We start from the raw sequence: 17,183 nt of genomic DNA on the forward strand, positions 1-17,183 counted from the left end.
CTCTCGAGGCGGATCGAACTGGGAATCGAATATCGCCGCGGCCACGAGAAGGAATCCCCTCCCTGTCGGCGGCCCCTCTCAGAATTCGCCGTCCCGGACGTGAAACTTCGTGGGTTTGCCGAGGGTAGGACCGTCCTGTTCGACCCACGAGGCGACGAGTTCGACGACGTCGTCGATCGCCATTCTCGGTTCTTCGAATAGCTCGTGACTCCGACTCGCGTCGTTGAGAAGCGCCGTCTCCTTCTCTTCGCCTTCGAACGTCACGTCGCAGCCGAACTCGTCGGCGAACTGTTCGGCGAGGTCGCGCACTGAGAGGACGTTCGGCCCGGTGACGTTCAGGATTTCTGCGGGGGAATCGGCCAGTTCCAGGGAGCGGAAACATGCCGAGTTGGCGTCACCCTGCCAGATGACGTTGACGTGGCCCATCTCGAGCGGAACCGGGTCTTCGGCGTACACTCGCTTCGCGAGGTCGAGCAAGACGCCGTAGCGTAGTTCGACGGCGTAGTTCAATCGCAATAGACACGTGGGCGTCCCATTTTCCTTCGAGAAGTGCTGAAAGACGCGTTCGCGACCCAGACACGACTGGGCGTACTCGCCCACCGGCCCCGTCTCGTCCGTCTCGACCGAGCCGCCGGAGTCGACCGGCACTGGCGGGTAGACGTTGCCGGTCGAGAGCGCGGTGATCCGCGAATCCGCGTACCGGCTCGCGACACGGCCGGGGAGGTAGGCGTTGATCGCCCAGGTTTTGGGCTCCTGGCCGGTCGTCCCGAACTTCATGCCGACCAGGTAGATGACGTTCTCGCAGTCCGGAAGCGACTCGAGCGCGCCCTCCTCGAGGAGGTCCGCCCGAATCGTCTCGGCGCCCCACGACTGGAGTCTCTCCTCGACAGCGGAATCGGAGTACCGCGAGACGGCGTATACGGTCGTGTCGGCGTTTGCTTCCTCGTTCGCGCGGAGGATCCGTCTGATGAGCGTCGGTCCCATTTTCCCGCCCGCACCGAGAACCATGACGTCGCCCTCGAGTTGCCGGGCGAATTCGACGTCCTCGGGGTAGGGCTCGGAGAGGAGATCATCTAGCTGTGCTTCGGTTGAGACTGCAGCGGGGGGTGTATTTCCTTCGCTCATAGCTGGGTATCGCGGGTTACCCTCGAATGGAAACGGCATTTCGATATAAAGGTACCGACGGCCCGACCGAGGTATAGCGACGAGTTCAATCGGACCGCCCGCCACCGATCAGTCGTCGGCCTGAGCGACCGTTTCCAGCAACTCCTCGTAGTTCTCCGCGACCTTGCGGTAGGCGTCCGCGTGTTGCTCTATTACCGCCGGTCGGTTCTGTTTGAACCACGGCACGGCGAAACAGCGTTCCTGAATTCCCTCGGCGACGGGGAGGTCACCTTCTGCTTCGCGAACGTCGCGGTGAGCGTGTGCGAGTCGAGTCGGTTTCCCGTGTCCGTAGACGTCGGCCTCGTTGAGGAGGGGATGGGTGTGAAGCGCGAAGTTACACCCGCCTCTGCAGACGGAGCCCTCGGCCGCGACCGCGTCGGCGAAGTCAGCGACCGGCAATCCGCCCAGTTCCTCGGGATCGTACAGCCCCTTCGGTGCGTACCAGCCGCCGGCGTTACTCCCCTCGTCGTCGGGTCGATGGGCGCGGATGCCTGGGACGTCCTCCAGCAAGTCCCAGAAGTAGTTCATCGCGTCCTGAATCTCCGCCATGCGTTCGTCGTAGTGTTTCAGTTGAACGCGTCCGACGGCGGCGCTGATCTGATGCATCCGGTGTTTGTGACCGCCGAACGGGAGGCCGGAGAATCGAACCAGGTCCTCTCGCTCGAGGGTTTCGGAGTGACGCGAGTAGTGACTGAAGGCGACCGCCCGTTCGTAGATTTCTCGGTCGTCAGTGACGAGCATTCCGGCCTCGCCCACAGCAAAGGACTTCCGACTCATCAGCGACATGGCGCCGACGTCGCCGATGCTCCCCAGCCTGCGGCCCCTGTACTCCCCGCCGTGGGCGTGAGAGACGTCCTCGATGACCGCGACGTCGTGTTCGCGAGCGATCTCCATGATTGGATCCATGTCGGCTGGATGCCCGTAGTTGTGGACGACGACGATGGCTTTCGTGTGCTCGCTGATTCGCTCTTCGACGCTCTCGGGGTCGATACACAGGGTATCGGGTTCGATGTCCGCGAACACCGGTGTCGCGCCCAGCGCCATACACGGCAATATGGCCGCCCAGTAGGTGACGCTGGGGCCGATGACTTCGTCGCCGACGCCGACACCGACGCCGTACATCGCCCCCAGGAGCGACGCCGTCCCGGAACTGTAGCCGAGGCCGTACTCCTGTCCCTGCCAGTCCGCGAATTCCGCTTCGAACTGTTTCGTGATCTCGGTGCCGGACATCAATCCTCGCCGGAGGACATCGAGGGTGGCCGCTTCGTCTTCGTCCGTGATGATCGGCCACGAGAATACGTCGTCGTCATCGACGGTGACCGCTTCGGGGCCGTCGTTTATCGCGAGGGCACGACTCATCGTTTCGTCGTCCTCCGCTCAGTTGGGTACGTCATGTGGGTTCACGAGTGACTAGTGGTTTTGATCACAATATAGATGACGGTCGTTGTACTCTACACCAACGACTTCGTCTCAGGTTCCTAGCGGCCGCGTTTGGGGCCACCAGCGGCCGCATTTCAGGTTGCTAGCAGCCGCTGCTAGCGGCCGCGCTTTTTATCCCAGCGAACGTCACCACGCGAGCGGCAGTTTCGTGGATCAGCGTCGGGTTTGGGATCGGACAGACCTCGAGCGAGCGGACGGCTCTCAGTTACCAGTGTCTCTCAGTTACCGGCGTTTTCGATATCGACCCACTCGCCCGTCTCCGCGGACTCGTAGGCGGCGTCGAGAACGCGGAGGACGACCATCGCGTCCTCGAGCGTGACCGGCGGATCGCGATTCCCGTCGCAGGCCTCGAAGAATTCCTCGACGAAGTCTTTGCCCCACGACCCGCCGTAGCCCGGCGCCGGATCGTACTCGTGGGTGATCGTCCGGTGGGGCGTGCTGGCCCACTCGCCGCTCGCGTCGTCGAGTTCGAGCGTCGTCTCCTCGTCGAACCCGAACTCCCGCCCCATCGGGTCCCAGCTACTCCGACCGTGAGTCCCGTAGAGGTCAATCTTCGTGTCGTAGAGGTCCTCGCCGAGGTAGTACCCACAGTGAAGCGTCCCGAGCACGCCGTCGGCCGTCTCGAGTTGCAACGTCGCCGCGTCCTCGACTTCGACCTCCGCGGTTCCGTCGACCATACACGCGTTGACGCGGGTGATCGGTTCCTCCAGGAGCAAGGTGAGTAACTGAAGCCAGTGGATGCCGAGCCACTGGAGGATGCCACCGCGGCTGGCGTCCTCGTCGAAGATGAAGTGGTCGGTGTCCCGGAACGACAGTTGCGAGGCGACGTATCGAACGTCGAACGCTCGCATGTCGCCGAAGAATCCCTCGTCGACGAGGGCCACGAGCTCCGTCGTGATCGGGTGTGATTGCCAGGGATAGGAGACGCAGACGGTCTCGTTGGCGGCTTCGACTCGCGAGAGTAGGGGCTCGAGTTCGGCGGCGGTTCGGGCAGCCGGCTTTTCCGTGTAGATGTCGACACCCGCGTCGAGAGCCTGTTCGATCGCTCCGGGGGTGTCCCTGTTCGGGAGCGTCAGGAAGACAGCGTCCGGCGATTCCGAACTCAGTAACTGCTCGAGGTCGTCGTACACGGGGACGTCGTCGAGGGTGGCGACAGTGGACGCCTCGAAGTCCGGATCTGGTTCACAGGCGCACGTAACGTTTACGGGGAGCGTCTCGAGCGTCTCGAGGTACGGTTCCGCGTGGTGGTGGTCGAGGCCGACGTAGCCGATCGTTCGATCGGTCACTGGCGTCCCTCCGGTACGACCGGGTTATTGGGCGTCTCGAGCGTCTCGAGCGTCACCATCCTCGTGGTCAGCGCAGAGGGCGCTGTGATTGGATCGGCTTGCTCGTAGCGGTCCGTGCTATCGAAGTCGCGATCGGGCGCGTAGTATTCGTTCAGGATGACGTCGAACGTCACGGCGAACCTGCCTCTGATTGAGATGGACGACTGGGCTGCATTGTTCTCCGCCTTCCGCTAAGGACCTCAGTATAATGTAATTTGTGGGTGCGTAAATTCCACATCAACATTGGTCATCGACGGAGGGGCTGTTCGAACATCGTTGCTGGCTCTCGTCTCAATTCGACGATGCAACGACGCGGTAACTGGTGTGTTTCCTATAGAATCAACGATGTGATAACCGGCGTATTTCTATGAAGTCGACGATAACAGGCGTATCTCCTGCCGAGACCGCAATCTCAACGGAGACTCGCCAATTTCTCCTCGAGGACGCTCCGTGCCGAACTGATCTCGCCGCCGACGAGGAGCACCTGATAGCCGCGGTCGACCGCCGCTTGCGCGGACGAGACCGTCGTCGCGACCCCGCCGACCGGTATCCCCGCGTCCGTCGCGGTCTCGACTACGTAATCGACCCGCTCGTCGAGTTCGGTCGGTGGATCGAGCCACGACCCGCCGAGGGATACCGAGAGGTCCGCGGGACCGACGAAGACGAAGTCGAGTGCTGGAACGGCGAGGATCGACTCGAGGTTCTCGATCGCCGTCTCGTTTTCGATCATCACGCCGATAGCCACCGAGTCGTCTTCGAGTTCGACCTGGTTCGGCGCGGAGTTCCCCCAGGTGCTGTTTCGACTGTTGCCAACGCCGCGGTCGCCGACGCCGCCGTCGTACCGATACCGGGTAGCTTCGACCGCTGCCCGCACCTCTGCCGCGGTCTCGACGCGGGGGATCAGGATCGACCTGACGCCGGCGTCGAGGACCTTCCGGATCAACGGCGGGTCGCCGGTCGGCAGTCTGACGAGGAGTTCGATCCCTGCGAGCTCCGCCGCGCGGGTGAGGTTCTCGAGAACGGTGCTGTCGTACGGGCTCGGACCCGCGTGCTCGAAGTCGAGCCACACGAAGTCGAGGCCGACGTCGCCGTAAACTTCGACGACCGACGGCGAGAACGTCGCACTTTCGGCGCCGAGAACCACGCTACCGGATTCGATTTCGTGCCGTATACTGTTCGTATGATCCATCCACCCGTTACGAGACGAACCACCGTAGTAAGTGTTTCTTCGGTCTTCGCCTCTCCCGACGAACGCAAGCGCTTATCGTATCGGGATTCGTGGCTCGAGGTATCGATGACAGCTGATCTCTGTAGTCGCTCGGCAACTGACCTCGCGGGTTCGATTCGACGAGGCGACCTGTCGCCGATCGACGTCGTCGAGGCCCACCTCGAGCGAATCGACGAACGAAACGATACGATCAACGCATTCCTCACCGTCTGTGACGACCGCGCCCGGGAGCAGGCCCGAGCCGCCCAGCGATCGATCAAAGATGGGGACCCGCTCGGTCCACTCCACGGCGTCCCCGTCGCGATCAAGGACCTCTACGACGTCGCCGGTGTTCGGACGACGTACGGGTCGCGCGTGTTCGAAGACAACGTTCCGAGCGAAAACTCGATCGTTGCCGAACGATTGCAGGCCGCCGGCGCGATCGTGATCGGCAAGACCAACACGCCGGAATTCGGGCGCAGCGGAACGACGGACAACCGGCTTCGCGGTCCGACGCCCACGCCGTTCGACCTCGAGCGGACCGCCGGCGGTTCCTCGGGCGGGAGCGCCGCGGCGGTCGCCGATGGACTGGTCCCGCTGGCTCACGGGACCGACGCGGGCGGTTCGGTTCGGATTCCAGCCTCGTTCTGTGGCGTCTTCGGGTTGAAACCGTCCTACGGCCGCGTTCCGATCGCGAGTCGACCGGACGCGTTCTACCATCACTCACCCACGTGTTGTGCCGGACCGATCACTCGGACCGCCGAGGACGCTTCGCTGATGCTGTCCGTAATGGCCGGGCCGCATCCGCGGGATCCGTTCAGCCTCCCCGACGACGGAACGGCGTACGTCGACGCGGTGACCGACGTGGTCGGCGACCTCCGGATTGGATACAGTCCCGACCTCGGTGTCTTTCCGGTCGCGAACGAGGTGCGCACCGTCGTCGACGATGCCGTCGACGCGTTCGAAGCGGCCACCGACGCCACGATCGAGCGGGTCGACGTCGACTACGGGCGCTCCCACGAGGAGATCCTGGAGACGATGTACACCGGCTGGTCGGCCGTCGGCCACGCGCTCCACAATATCCACGTAAAGCGCGAACACGGAATCGATCTCTACGAGGACCATCGAGACGAACTGTCCCAGTACAGTATCGACACGATCGAACGTGGGCTGGAGTATCCAGCGATCGACTACAAACTCGTCGACGTTGCTCGGACGGACGTCCTCGATGGACTGCAGGACGTCTTCACGGAGTACGATCTCTTACTCTCGCCTACGGTCGGCGTGCCGGCGTTCGACAAGACGACCGACGGCCCCCATTCGATCGACGGCGAACCGATCCCCTCGGGCGGGTGGCACCTGACGCTGCCCTACAACTTCACCGGCCACCCGGCGGCGTCGGTTCCGGCCGGCCTCACCGACGAGGGCCTCCCGGTCGGCCTCCAGATTGCAGGACGCCGCTTCCGCGACGATACCGTCCTCGCGGCGAGTGCGGCGTTCGAACGGATCGACGATCGACGGGTTCCGTTGCCAACTATCTGATCGGATGCGGTATGTGACGATGGCAGGACGCGACTGTCGGACGAGAACGGGGACGAATCGTGCCCGCGCTGGGCCGGTCGTTCCACGTTCCAGTACCTTTATCGCCCTCTCGAGCCTCGACTGAGGCGATGCGAAAGACGAGATTCATCGACGCTGCCGGACGAGTCGCGACCGGCGACTGGACGGCGGAGGGAATCGAAACGGACACCCGGCGCTACGATCCTTCCGAGGTCGAGGTACTTCCCCCGACGGAACCGACGAAGGTGATCGGCGTCGGACCGAACTACGAATCGAACGTCCTCGAGAAGGACGACGAACCGCCCAGAACACCGGGAGACCTGCTGTTGTTCGTCAAGCCGCCGAACACGCTGGTCGGTCACGGTGGCGTCTCGACGTTCGACGGCGAGGGTGAGTACTGTTTCGAACTAGAACTGGGGGTTGTCATCGGCGAGCAGTGTCGAAACGTCTCTCGAGACGAGGCGATGGACGTCGTCGCCGGGTTTACGTGTCTCAACGAGATTACGGACCTCTCGCCGCCGGAAAGCCGCTACGACCCGGCGAACCTCGTTCGTGCGAAGGCGATCGACGACTCCACACCGATCGGCCCCGTTCTCGCGAGTCCGGAGGACGTGCCGGACGATGCAACCATGGAACTGCGCGTCGACGGTGAGGTGAAGCAACGAACGAACCGATCGAACTGCGTGTTCTCGGAGGCGGCAGTAATCGAGGAAATCACGTCGTATCTCACGCTCGAACCAGGCGACGTAATCGCGACGGGGAGCGCCACCGGTGTCGCACCACTTTCCGACGGTGACCGGGTCGAAATCGAAATCGAGGGGATTGGAACGCTGGAACACACAGTTCGAATCGATCGCGAGTGAATCGAAGCGTGGGGGTAGATTCTCGTTTCGAATTACTAAATGTGGTGCATGTTACCGTGGCTCCCGACTTTCCTCGAACACGGGGCAATCAGTCTCCTATACGCTTATTCATACGAAATGGCCGTTTAGGAACTCCAAACCCCCTGTGACTCGTTGGCGTGGTACGTTATGCATTCTACGGTGGTACGATCTGTCCCACCACCAAAATATTACAGGCGTAGGTGTGTAATCCATGGGTGATGACCTCGAGTGATCTACCCCCGCTCTGTCGCGGTAACCGACCCGCCGTCTTCGACAATGATGGTTCACGTGGGTGTACAACACGCCATCGAGCCGACGGTCGAATCTGTTTCGAATCGCAAAACAACTCTATCTGTGCTGCCCAGTGGTCATCGACCGTTCGCAACAGTTATGCCCGAACCTCGAGAGGAACGGGGTATGAGCCTCACCCGGGAGGAGCTTCGTGGCGGATTCCGTGGCCTCGGCCTCGAGGCCGGCGACAGCCTGATCGTCCACAGTTCCCTGCGTCGTCTCGGCTGGGTCGACGGTGGTGCACGAACGGTCGTCGACGCACTCTGTGATACGGTAGGCGACGGAACCATACTGATGCCGACGTTCACCAGGTACGATCGGGCGTACGATCCGGAGACGTCCCCGTCGACCGTCGGTGCCATCACCGAAGCGTTCTGGAATCGACCGGAAGCAGTACGGAGCGCGCACCCGACGAAGTCCGTCGCCGCAATCGGTCCAGACGCCGAGTCGGTGGTCGCCAACCACGAACTCCGAAATTCGATCGGTCCTGGCAGTCCGATCCACCGGCTCATCAACGACAGAGACGGACAGATACTCCTCCTCGGCGTCGACCACACGACGAACTCGGCGCTTCACGTCGCCGAGCGACTGGCCAACCTGCCCTACCGCGACCAGATCGCCGAGACGACGATACGAGGGGAGGACGGATCGACCGAAACCGTCGAAGTGAACCAGGTGCATTGCTCCCACGGATTCGGCGTCGTCGGGAGTATCGCGACCCGACTGGGTCTCGAGAGAGAGGGGCGTGTCGGCGATGCGACCGCGCGCCTCGTCGACGGACGGAGGCTTCTCTCACTGGTCGTGGAGTTACTCAAGGAGCAGCCTGGGCTCCTCCTCTGTGACGTTCCCGACTGCGAACGGTGTGCGTACGCGCGGCGCCGCATCGCTGACCGGCAGTGACTGTATCGTCACCAGTCCACTCCATAATTTGGGGTCACGTCCCTGGATATCTGTGTGAACACACACCAAGGTACAGTTTTGTCAATCGAAACGCCGATCACAGAGACGGCGTTGCGATTCCGAGTTCTCGGTCACCGGTCGCCTCGAGCGATTGACGATGCGTTTCGCATGTCCCTTTCGGAGGTCACGATAACGGATCGGTCCAGCTGCTGTGTTCAGTCGAACCGGTGTATCGGCCCCTCGATCCACCCGTGCTTCGGTTCGTCCCACGAAACGTTTATTATAGCTCTGGCGTGTCAATGCTCAGTATGCGAGCCTGTATTGCGGGAGCGGGTTTCATGGCCCGAACCCACGCGGCGGAGTACGCCCAGATGGACGTCGAGGTCGTTGGCGTCGCCTCACCGAGCGGTCCCGACGAGTTCGTCGCGGAGTTCGGCTTCGAGGCCGAGATTTACACGGACGTCGCGACGATGCTCGAGGAGACAGACCCCGATTACGTCGACATCTGTACCCCGACACACACGCACGTCGAACTGGTGCGGACGGCCGCCGCGGCCGGCGTCGACGTCTTCCTCGAGAAACCGATCGCCAGGACGCTCCCGGAGGCGCACGAGATCGACGAGATTGTCGCCGACGCCGGGCTGACGTTCATGGTCGGTCACGTCGCCCGCTTCTTCCCGAACTACCGAAACGCTCGCGACCTCGAGATCGGAAACGAGGGCGTCGCTCGCGCACGGCGACTCTCGCCGTTTCCGGACTGGGGCTCTGATAACTGGTTTGCCGACCGCGAGAAGAGCGGTGGCATCTTCGTCGACCTGGCGATCCACGATCTCGACTATCTCCGGTGGTGCTGGGGCGACGTCGAGCGGGTGTTCGCCCGCCGCCACCGCGACGACGAGTCCGAACACGGGTTCGTCACCCTTCGCTTCGAGAGCGGCGCCGTCGGCTACGTCGAGTCCTCCTGGGCACAGCCCGACTCGAGGCCGTTTACCGTCGAACTCGAATTCGCCGGCGACGACGGCCTGGTCGAGTTCTCGAGCGCCGAGGAGTCGGCCTACGCCGAGTGGACCGACGGCGACGCGACCGTCGAGAGCCCGCTCGCGAAGAACGGCTATCGGCGGGAACTCGAGCACTTCGTCTCCTGTCTCGACGACGGTTCGGACCCCGAGGCCGGCGCTTCGGAGGGGATCGAGGCGCTTCGCCTCGCGCTCGCCGCCGAGCACTCGGCTGACCGCGGTGTCCCGGTCGCACCCGAGGAGGTGGCGAAATGAGCGACCCCATCGCGATGGGGATCCTGTCGACCGCCCACGTCCACACGGACGCCTACGCCGGTGAACTCGCCGACCGCGAGGATGTCGACTTCGTCGGCGTAACGGACAGAAATTCCGACCGCGGCCAGGAGACGGCCGAACGCCACGACACCGAGTACGTCGCCGACGCCGACGCGCTCCTCGAGCGAATCGACGCCACGGTGATCTGTGCGCCAAACGCCGACCACCGCGAGTGGTTCGAACGGGCGGCCGCCGCCGGCGTCCACGTCCTCTGTGAGAAGCCGCTCGCACCGACTCTCGAGGACGCACGGGCGATCGTCGACGTCTGGCAGGAGTCGGGAATCCGAGCCGGCATCACCATGCCGCTTCGCTTTTGCGGCCCCGCTCAGCGGGCGAAAGAGACCCTCGACGCCGGCGAGGTCGGTAACCTCCTCGCCATCTCCGGAACGAACCGCGGGCAGATGCCCGGAGGCTGGTTCGTCGATCCCGAGGCCGCCGGTGGCGGCGCCGTGATGGACCACTCGGTTCACATCGTCGACCTCGTCTATCACCTCACAGGTCAGGCGGTCGCGGAGGTGTACGCCGAGGTCGGCACGCGGTTTCACGACATCCCGGTCGACGACGTCAACGTCCTCTCGATGGAACTGGCGGACGGAACGCCGTTCTTCCTCGACGGGTCGTGGAGCAAGCCGGACGCCTGGCACACGTGGGGCGACGCGACCCTCGAACTGACCGGCACTGACGCCACGGTCGGCATCGACTACACGAATCAGTCGCTCGTCCACACCGTCGAGTCCGGTTCGAACGCAGGCGTTCACACGGCGTTCTACGGCACCAACGCGAACGCGGGCCTCATCGAGGACTTCGTGAGCAGTGTTCGGGCAGATCGAGAACCGGAGATCACCCCGGACGACGGCCTGTTGGCTGTCGGCGTCGTCGAAGCGGCCTACGAGTCAGCCGAGAGGGGTGAGCCAGTCGAGGTCGCGTTCGACTGACCCTCGACCCGTCGCGGGATTCAGTGTCACGTCCAGGTAGCCGTTCCGGGAGGTGTACGTTCGTCACGCCGTGGTCTCCGGTCTCGAGGCCGTGAGTCTGACTCACCCTCGGTCACCGCTCGGCGGACCGTCCCACTCCTCTCCGTTGTCTCGAGGCGCGTAGTCGAGCACCTCGCGGGCGTGGTCGATGTCGAACCACCGTCGGTCGTTGTCGCTGACGCCGTAGAAGACGTCGAATTCGACGCTGTCGTCCTGGAGCATTCGATCGATCATGTGCCCGCAGTCCCGACGGGAGAACCACGTCGCCTTCAACCGGGCGACCTGTCGATCGTACGTCTCGCTGTCGCGTTCCCAGCGCCCGTCGTCGACGCCGCGCTCCGCGGCGGCGTAGGGGTGGTCCTCCCCGGCCGGCCTGACGCTGGCTATCCGAAGCGCGTAGCACCGTTTCGGGTACGCCTTCGTCTCGACGAAAAAACGAGCATCGTGCTCGCCGAAGAGTTTCGAGACGCCGTAGGTCGAGTCCGGGCGGACGGGAGACCGGTGATCGACAGTCAGGTCGTATTCGGGTTCGTAAAGGTCCGGCGAGAACTCCCGCTCGTACATTCCGACGACGTGGTTCGTCGAGCCGAAGATCACCGATTCGACCTTGGTGTCGGCCGCTGCCCGGAGGACGTTTCTCGTCCCGCGGACGTTTACCCGAAGGATGTCCTCCCAGGACTCGTCGACGAATCCGGGTGCGTAGACGGCCATGTGAACGACGGCGTCGATGCCGTCGAACGCCGGTCGAAGCTGCTCGTAGTCGGCGACGTCCGCGACGACGGTCTCTCGATCCGGCTGCGACTCGATGTCCAGTTCCGTGAACGAATACTCGTCGCGATCGCCGAGCGCCTCGACGATCGCGGTTCCGACAATTCCGTTCGCCCCGGTGATCAGCACGTCCATGGTCGCCAATGTACGAGCGTCGATATAACGGTGGGGCTTCGTTCCCGCTTCCCCCGTTCTTCTCGTGCTCCCCGTTCTGGTTCACCGCTCTTCGCTCGAGCACTCGCAAGAAATCGCCATCGTGGTGTTCTCCGAACGCTAGTCGAGTCACCGCACGTTCGAAGAGGAAGCGTCCGGTACGGTTCGGTTACTCGGTGAGACGCACCGCCCGACCGCTCTCGCTGGACCGGTAGATCACGTCGATCACTCGCTGGACGACGAGCGCCTCCTCGACCGTCTCCGCAGGCGGATCGCGGGTGCCGGCGACCGCCTCGAGGAACGCCCGGTCCTCCGCGAGGTGCATGTCGTTGGCCTCGACGGAGAGGGTATCGACGTCGGCGTCGGCGTCGGCGCTCACGAACGCGAGGTCGGATTCGCTCACCTGGAACGACACGCCACCTTCGCTCCCTCGCACGACGCACGATCTCGAGGGGACGGCCGTGGCGTGCCAGGCCGTCTCGACGGAGATCGTCTGCCCGTCGGCACACCGGAGCAAGGCGGTCGCGGAGTCGTCGACGTCGTACTCGCCGAACTCGGAGCGTGCCCGTCCACTCACCTCGACGACGGTCGGGTAGTCGAGCAGGTACAGGGCGAGGTCGATGATGTGAACGCCCAGATCCATCAGCACGCCGCCGCCGGCCAGTCCCTCGTCGGTGAACCAGCCCCGCCCGCCGCCGGGGACGCCGCCTCGTCGGAGGTAGTCGACGCTCACGTGCGAGAGCGAGCCGAACGATCCCTCGTCCCGGAGCTCTATCGCTCGCTCCGTGAGACTCGAGAACCGCATCGTGAACCCGACCGTACAGAATCCGTCGGCCGCTCGGGCAGCCGCCGCGATCCGTTCGGCGCTCTCGACGGAGTGCGCCAGTGGCTTCTCGAGGAGGACGTCCACGCCTGCCTCGAGGGCATCGACCGCGATTTCCTCGTGGATGCGATTTGGAACGCCGACGATCACCGCGTCGACGCCGGACTCGAGCAGTTCGTGGTGATCGCGGTGGGCCGGGGCGTCGAATTCGTCCGTGAACGACGCCCGCGCGTCCTCGTCTAAGTCTGCGCCGACGAGTTCGGCGCCGAGGTCGTCGATTCGCGTCGCATGAATTCGTCCGATGGTTCCCAGCCCGACGATGCCGACGCGGACCGGAATGTCTTCAGTCATCGCCGAATCCATCACGCGGCCGGTATAAAAATGTGCCTCCAGTCGGCGTCAGTCTCGGTACTCGACCGCCACTGGTTCGCCGCGCTCGTCTGACTCGTAGGCTGCGAGCACGACGGCGGTTTCGCGAAGACCATCCTCGGCGGTGACCAGGGGCGGTCGGTCGTTCTCTACCGCGTCGACGAAATCCTGAAGCAACCCGTCGTCCGGGATCGAACCCCAGTAGACGCCGTCGATGCCTTCGCCCTCGCGGGTGCGCTTGAGCGTCTGGTCGAAGACGTCGATCGAGAGTTCGCCGTCGGTGCCGATCAGGTTCAGCGTCGCGTCGCCCCAGTAGTCCCAGTCGTCTGGCCGGTCCCAGGATCCGTCGAGGGTGAAGATGCTCCCGTCCGAGAGCGCCATCGAGAGCACGTTGATGTCCTCGACTTCGACGCCGTCGTGCATCGTCGAAAACTCCGCGTTGACCTCGACGACCTCCTCGCCGGTGATCCAGCGTACCAGGTCGACGATGTGGACGGTGTGGTCCATCGCCGCGCCGCCGCCAGCGTGTTCGGGACTGGCCGACCACCCCGTCAGGTGGCGGTCGCGCAGCCACGCCCGGTTCGTACCGACCGCGACCCGAAGGTCACCGATCTCGCCCGCCTCGTAGGCTTCCTTCGCCCGCTTCGCGGGAACGCTAAACGGCAACGGCATACAGACGCCCAACTGGACGCCCGCGTCGTCGCAGGCGTTGACGACCGCGCGGGCGTCCTCGAGGCTCGTCGCGAGCGGCTTCTCACAGAGGACGTGGACGCCGGCGGCGGCCGCCCGTTCGACCCACTGGCGCCGGGTCACGTTCGTCGAACAGACGATGGCCGCGTCCACCGATGAGAGCAACGCTGTAGGCTCGAGGAACTCGACGTCGAATCGATCCGCCGCCTCGCGACCGCGTTCGCCGTCGTCGTCGGTCACCCCGACGAACTCGACGTCCGTCCGGGCGTTCAGTCGAGACCCGAATCCGTTCGTGTGGACGTGCGCGGTCGACAGGATACCCATACGGAGCGTCATGCCGTCACCTCGTCGGGCGCGACGCGCCGTCCGGTGTTCGCGGACTCGATCGCCGCGAGCGCGATCCGGAGTGCTTCCAGTCCGTCGCTGCCCGTGATCGGCGGCTCCGAACCCGAGCGCACGCAGTCGACGAACGCCTCGAGTTCGAGTCGATAGGGGTCCTTCTCGAGTGGTTCGTCGATCGGGTCTCGCTGGGGCTCGCCGGAATCGGTCGTGCTGTAGACGTCTATCGGCGAAACCGCCTCGCTGTCGTACTCGAGCAGGCCCTCGTCGCCGGAGAGTTCGAACCGGGTGACGAACGGGAGGTCGGGGCGGTTAGGCCAGCGGGCGTCGACGTGGCCGACCGCGCCGCTTTCGAAGCGGAGCGTAGCGAGTGCGTACTCGTGGTCGTCCCACTGCTTGCGTCGAGCGAAGACGCGTTCGACCGGGCCGAGTGTCCACCGGAGGAAGTCGAAGTCGTGGATCGCCAGATCCAGGAGGACCCCGCCGCTTTTCTCGTCGTCCACGAACCAGGCGTTCTTCTCCGCGAACGGCGACTGGCGGAACAGACGGGCGTTTCCGGGGGTGCCGATGTCGCCCGCCTGGATTCGCTCTCGTGCTTTCGCGTACTCCGGGAAGAACCGGAGGGTGTGGCCCGGCATGAACGTCACGCCCGCCTCGGCGGCCGCGTCTACCATCGCCGTCGCGTCGGCCATCGTTCGCTCGATGGGCTTCTCACAGAGGACGTCCAGGCCATGGTCGACTGCGGGCACGACTAGCTCCCGGTGGGTGTGCGTCGGCGTGCAGACGTCGACTGCGTCGAGGGGTTCCGCGTCGTACATCTCGACGGCGTCGTCGTAGGGCGTCGCGCCGTCGGTGTACTCGGCGACGAACTCGTTCGGGCCGCTCGGCGACGCGACGGCCACGACGTCGACTCCATCCAGCTCGGCGTACCGCAGCGCATGGACGGTCGCCATGAAGCCGCGGCCCAGAATTCCGATCCGTACCATCACTCGAGGCGTACAGGGAGGGGCACGATAAGTATTGTGTCAATTGCTGACGCGGGTTGTGGTCTCGCACCGTCGCCTCTGTGCTCGTTTCCGTACATCGACTCGAGGCGAGAACACTCGCTTCGATCAGCACTCGAGCGCGTTCACAGTGCGTAACGCATCCGATTGCTTCTAATTACCCTATTTATTTCTTTTTCTATAAGAAACATCCTCCTGAGGAAATTTACTTATAACCCTCATGGGTGTTGCCAACAGTGCGAATGGCTACCAATAGACAAGATAGCGGATCCTCGGAGTCGACCGACCCGACAGGCGAAGCGGCGGATCGAGTACCAGCGGGCGAGCGAGAGGAGGGAACAGTCACTCGACGGGCGGCGATGGCGCTGGCGGGCGTCACCGGTGCGGGTCTGCTGGGCGGCGCTGTCGGGCAGGTCGGTGCTACCAGCAACCCACGACCTCGTCGATGGGAACAGGACGTCGATGCACAGGGACACACCCTGAGCGACCTCGGTGCCCTCGAGATGGCCGGGTCCGACCCCATCACCGACTTCGCAGGCGAGGATCTCACTATCGAGGATGGCGTGTTGCGTGCGACGAACGATAGAGACCTGATCAACAACGTCCGCTACGTCGACGTCGCGGAGGGGGCCGCTGCGGTCCAGGAGGCCGTCGACGCGGCCGACGCCGAGGGACACAACAAGGTCGTCGTCTACGGCGACGAGGGCGAGTGGAATCGAACGGTCTACCTCCCCAGCGAGTTCACCCTCGAGATTCTCGACGGCGTCACCATCACGTCCACGATGGACGAAAGCGACACGGAGGTGTTCCACGGGGGTGCCGCACTCATCACTAACGACGACCACGAGAACGGCAACCACGACATCACGGTCCGCGGTGGTCACATCGACTTCGAGGGTGTCGATTCCGACCAGAACGGCATCCGTTGGGGTCCCGTCTGGCTCCACACCGTCGACAACGCGCGGTTCGACTCGATCACCGTCGAGAACGTCGACTGGCGCTACGGTATCGTCTTCACCGACTGCACGCGCTCGAAGATCGTTGATTGCCTCGCGCGCAACACCGGTTATGACGGCATCACCCTCCGGGGTACCTGCGAACACGTCGACGTCGTCCGCTGTTCGACCTACGACAACGTGAACGGGCCGGGCATCCAGGCGGCCCCGAGCATCGGCGAGGGCGGTACCGGCGGTCATCACCTCACCTTCACCGACTGTCGAATGGACGAACACCTGGCGATCCACGGCGTGCGCGGTGGCATTACGGACGTCGCCATACAGGGCTGCTCGGTCCGTCGCATCGGTATCATCCAGGAGGTCGACGGGTTCCGAATCTCGGACTGCGACGTCGACACGATCGCGTTCTCGGCGTTCACCGGCGAGATCCGAAACGGCCGCGTCGACTCCTGTACGATGGCGCCCCGATACGCCGACCACGACGCCCAGATTCCGGCGGCGGTCGTCCTCTGGACGTGGGCGAACGATCTCATCGAAAACGTCAGTTTCAGCAACTGTACCGCGCGAAACCTCGACAAATTCGTCGAGTGCCGGATTCTCGACGAGACGTCCGTCGTCCGCCACATCGACTTCAGCAACTGCGCGTTCGACGTGGGAGACGGCGACGAACCGAGGGCGTTCATCGAGCACACCCGTGACGACGACTGGGTGGTCGACTCCGTAGGTGAACTCTCGAATGTCCGTATCCACGGCTGTAAAATCTGGAACACGGACTCGGTCATCCAGGGAGAGGTCGACGGCGTTCGGATACGGCTGTCGGAGTTCCACGGTGTGAACGAGGACGCCCTCGACGATGGTGATCTCACGAACCTTGAAACGCACCAGAACGACTGGTGGTGACGAGCGAGTCCTGCGAGAACGCGATCATACCGTGACTGCTCAAGGAGTCGGCCTTTGGGATGTTCGATAATCGAGATCGGTTGGATCGGCGAGGACCAGTCCGTT

At 63.8% G+C, this 17,183-nt stretch carries 15 protein-coding genes; 6 read left to right on the top strand and 9 right to left on the bottom strand.

The features are described 5' to 3' along the window. Positions 1-78: 78 nt before the first annotated feature. The 5 genes from AC6I65_RS07700 to AC6I65_RS07720 all read right to left on the bottom strand — a co-directional run bounded on the left by AC6I65_RS07700 (position 79) and on the right by AC6I65_RS07720 (position 5,118). Positions 79-1,125, bottom strand: a complete 1,047-nt coding sequence (locus AC6I65_RS07700) for an NAD-dependent epimerase/dehydratase family protein (RefSeq protein ID WP_497901338.1) — start codon at positions 1,123-1,125, stop codon at positions 79-81. A gap of 108 nt (positions 1,126-1,233) precedes the next feature. Further along, a complete protein-coding gene (locus AC6I65_RS07705) occupies positions 1,234-2,523 on the bottom strand; it encodes a DegT/DnrJ/EryC1/StrS family aminotransferase (RefSeq protein ID WP_497901339.1) in 1,290 nt (429 codons plus the stop codon). A gap of 299 nt (positions 2,524-2,822) precedes the next feature. Beyond that, positions 2,823-3,890 (bottom strand): Gfo/Idh/MocA family protein, encoded by a 1,068-nt coding sequence (locus AC6I65_RS07710; RefSeq protein WP_497901340.1) that lies wholly within the window; start codon positions 3,888-3,890, stop codon positions 2,823-2,825. Next, the gene (locus AC6I65_RS07715) at positions 3,887-4,063 is read right to left on the bottom strand and encodes a hypothetical protein (RefSeq protein ID WP_497901341.1); all 177 of its coding nucleotides are present in this window, start codon (positions 4,061-4,063) and stop codon (positions 3,887-3,889) included. The genes AC6I65_RS07710 and AC6I65_RS07715 overlap by 4 nt, the downstream gene beginning before the upstream one ends. 278 nt (positions 4,064-4,341) lie before the next feature. Beyond that, positions 4,342-5,118: an HpcH/HpaI aldolase family protein gene (locus AC6I65_RS07720; RefSeq protein WP_497901342.1), complete on the bottom strand. Its 777-nt coding sequence runs from the start codon at positions 5,116-5,118 to the stop codon at positions 4,342-4,344. A gap of 105 nt (positions 5,119-5,223) precedes the next feature. On the opposite strand from AC6I65_RS07720, the gene AC6I65_RS07725 reads away from it, so the two are divergent. From AC6I65_RS07725 to AC6I65_RS07745, 5 genes are all read left to right on the top strand, one after another. Further along, on the top strand, positions 5,224-6,678 hold the full coding sequence (locus tag AC6I65_RS07725; RefSeq protein ID WP_497901343.1) for an amidase: 1,455 nt from the start codon (positions 5,224-5,226) through the stop codon (positions 6,676-6,678). Positions 6,679-6,806: 128 nt separating this feature from the next. Next, complete coding sequence (locus AC6I65_RS07730) at positions 6,807-7,559, top strand: fumarylacetoacetate hydrolase family protein (protein WP_497901344.1); 753 nt, start codon at positions 6,807-6,809, stop codon at positions 7,557-7,559. Positions 7,560-7,997: 438 nt separating this feature from the next. Beyond that, complete coding sequence (locus AC6I65_RS07735) at positions 7,998-8,771, top strand: AAC(3) family N-acetyltransferase (RefSeq protein ID WP_497901345.1); 774 nt, start codon at positions 7,998-8,000, stop codon at positions 8,769-8,771. A gap of 308 nt (positions 8,772-9,079) precedes the next feature. Beyond that, entirely contained in the window at positions 9,080-10,042 is a 963-nt protein-coding gene (locus AC6I65_RS07740; protein ID WP_497901346.1) for a Gfo/Idh/MocA family protein, read from the top strand. Further along, a complete protein-coding gene (locus tag AC6I65_RS07745) occupies positions 10,039-11,037 on the top strand; it encodes a Gfo/Idh/MocA family protein (protein ID WP_497901347.1) in 999 nt (332 codons plus the stop codon). The genes AC6I65_RS07740 and AC6I65_RS07745 overlap by 4 nt, the downstream gene beginning before the upstream one ends. A gap of 102 nt (positions 11,038-11,139) precedes the next feature. On the opposite strand, the gene AC6I65_RS07750 is transcribed toward AC6I65_RS07745, so the two are convergent. The 4 genes from AC6I65_RS07750 to AC6I65_RS07765 all read right to left on the bottom strand — a co-directional run bounded on the left by AC6I65_RS07750 (position 11,140) and on the right by AC6I65_RS07765 (position 15,204). After that, entirely contained in the window at positions 11,140-11,979 is an 840-nt protein-coding gene (locus AC6I65_RS07750) for an NAD-dependent epimerase/dehydratase family protein (RefSeq protein ID WP_497901348.1), read from the bottom strand. 187 nt (positions 11,980-12,166) lie between these two features. After that, complete coding sequence (locus tag AC6I65_RS07755; protein ID WP_497901349.1) at positions 12,167-13,171, bottom strand: Gfo/Idh/MocA family protein; 1,005 nt, start codon at positions 13,169-13,171, stop codon at positions 12,167-12,169. 48 nt (positions 13,172-13,219) lie between these two features. Next, positions 13,220-14,215: a Gfo/Idh/MocA family protein gene (locus AC6I65_RS07760; protein WP_497901350.1), complete on the bottom strand. Its 996-nt coding sequence runs from the start codon at positions 14,213-14,215 to the stop codon at positions 13,220-13,222. Beyond that, entirely contained in the window at positions 14,212-15,204 is a 993-nt protein-coding gene (locus AC6I65_RS07765; protein WP_497901351.1) for a Gfo/Idh/MocA family protein, read from the bottom strand. The genes AC6I65_RS07760 and AC6I65_RS07765 overlap by 4 nt, the downstream gene beginning before the upstream one ends. A 260-nt stretch (positions 15,205-15,464) precedes the next feature. Here AC6I65_RS07765 and AC6I65_RS07770 point away from each other — a divergent pair, with 260 nt between their 5' ends. Then, on the top strand, positions 15,465-17,078 hold the full coding sequence (locus AC6I65_RS07770) for a glycoside hydrolase family protein (RefSeq protein WP_497901352.1): 1,614 nt from the start codon (positions 15,465-15,467) through the stop codon (positions 17,076-17,078). Positions 17,079-17,183: the final 105 nt, after the last annotated feature.

It is taken from the genome of Natronosalvus sp. KLKA75 (genome assembly GCF_059736265.1).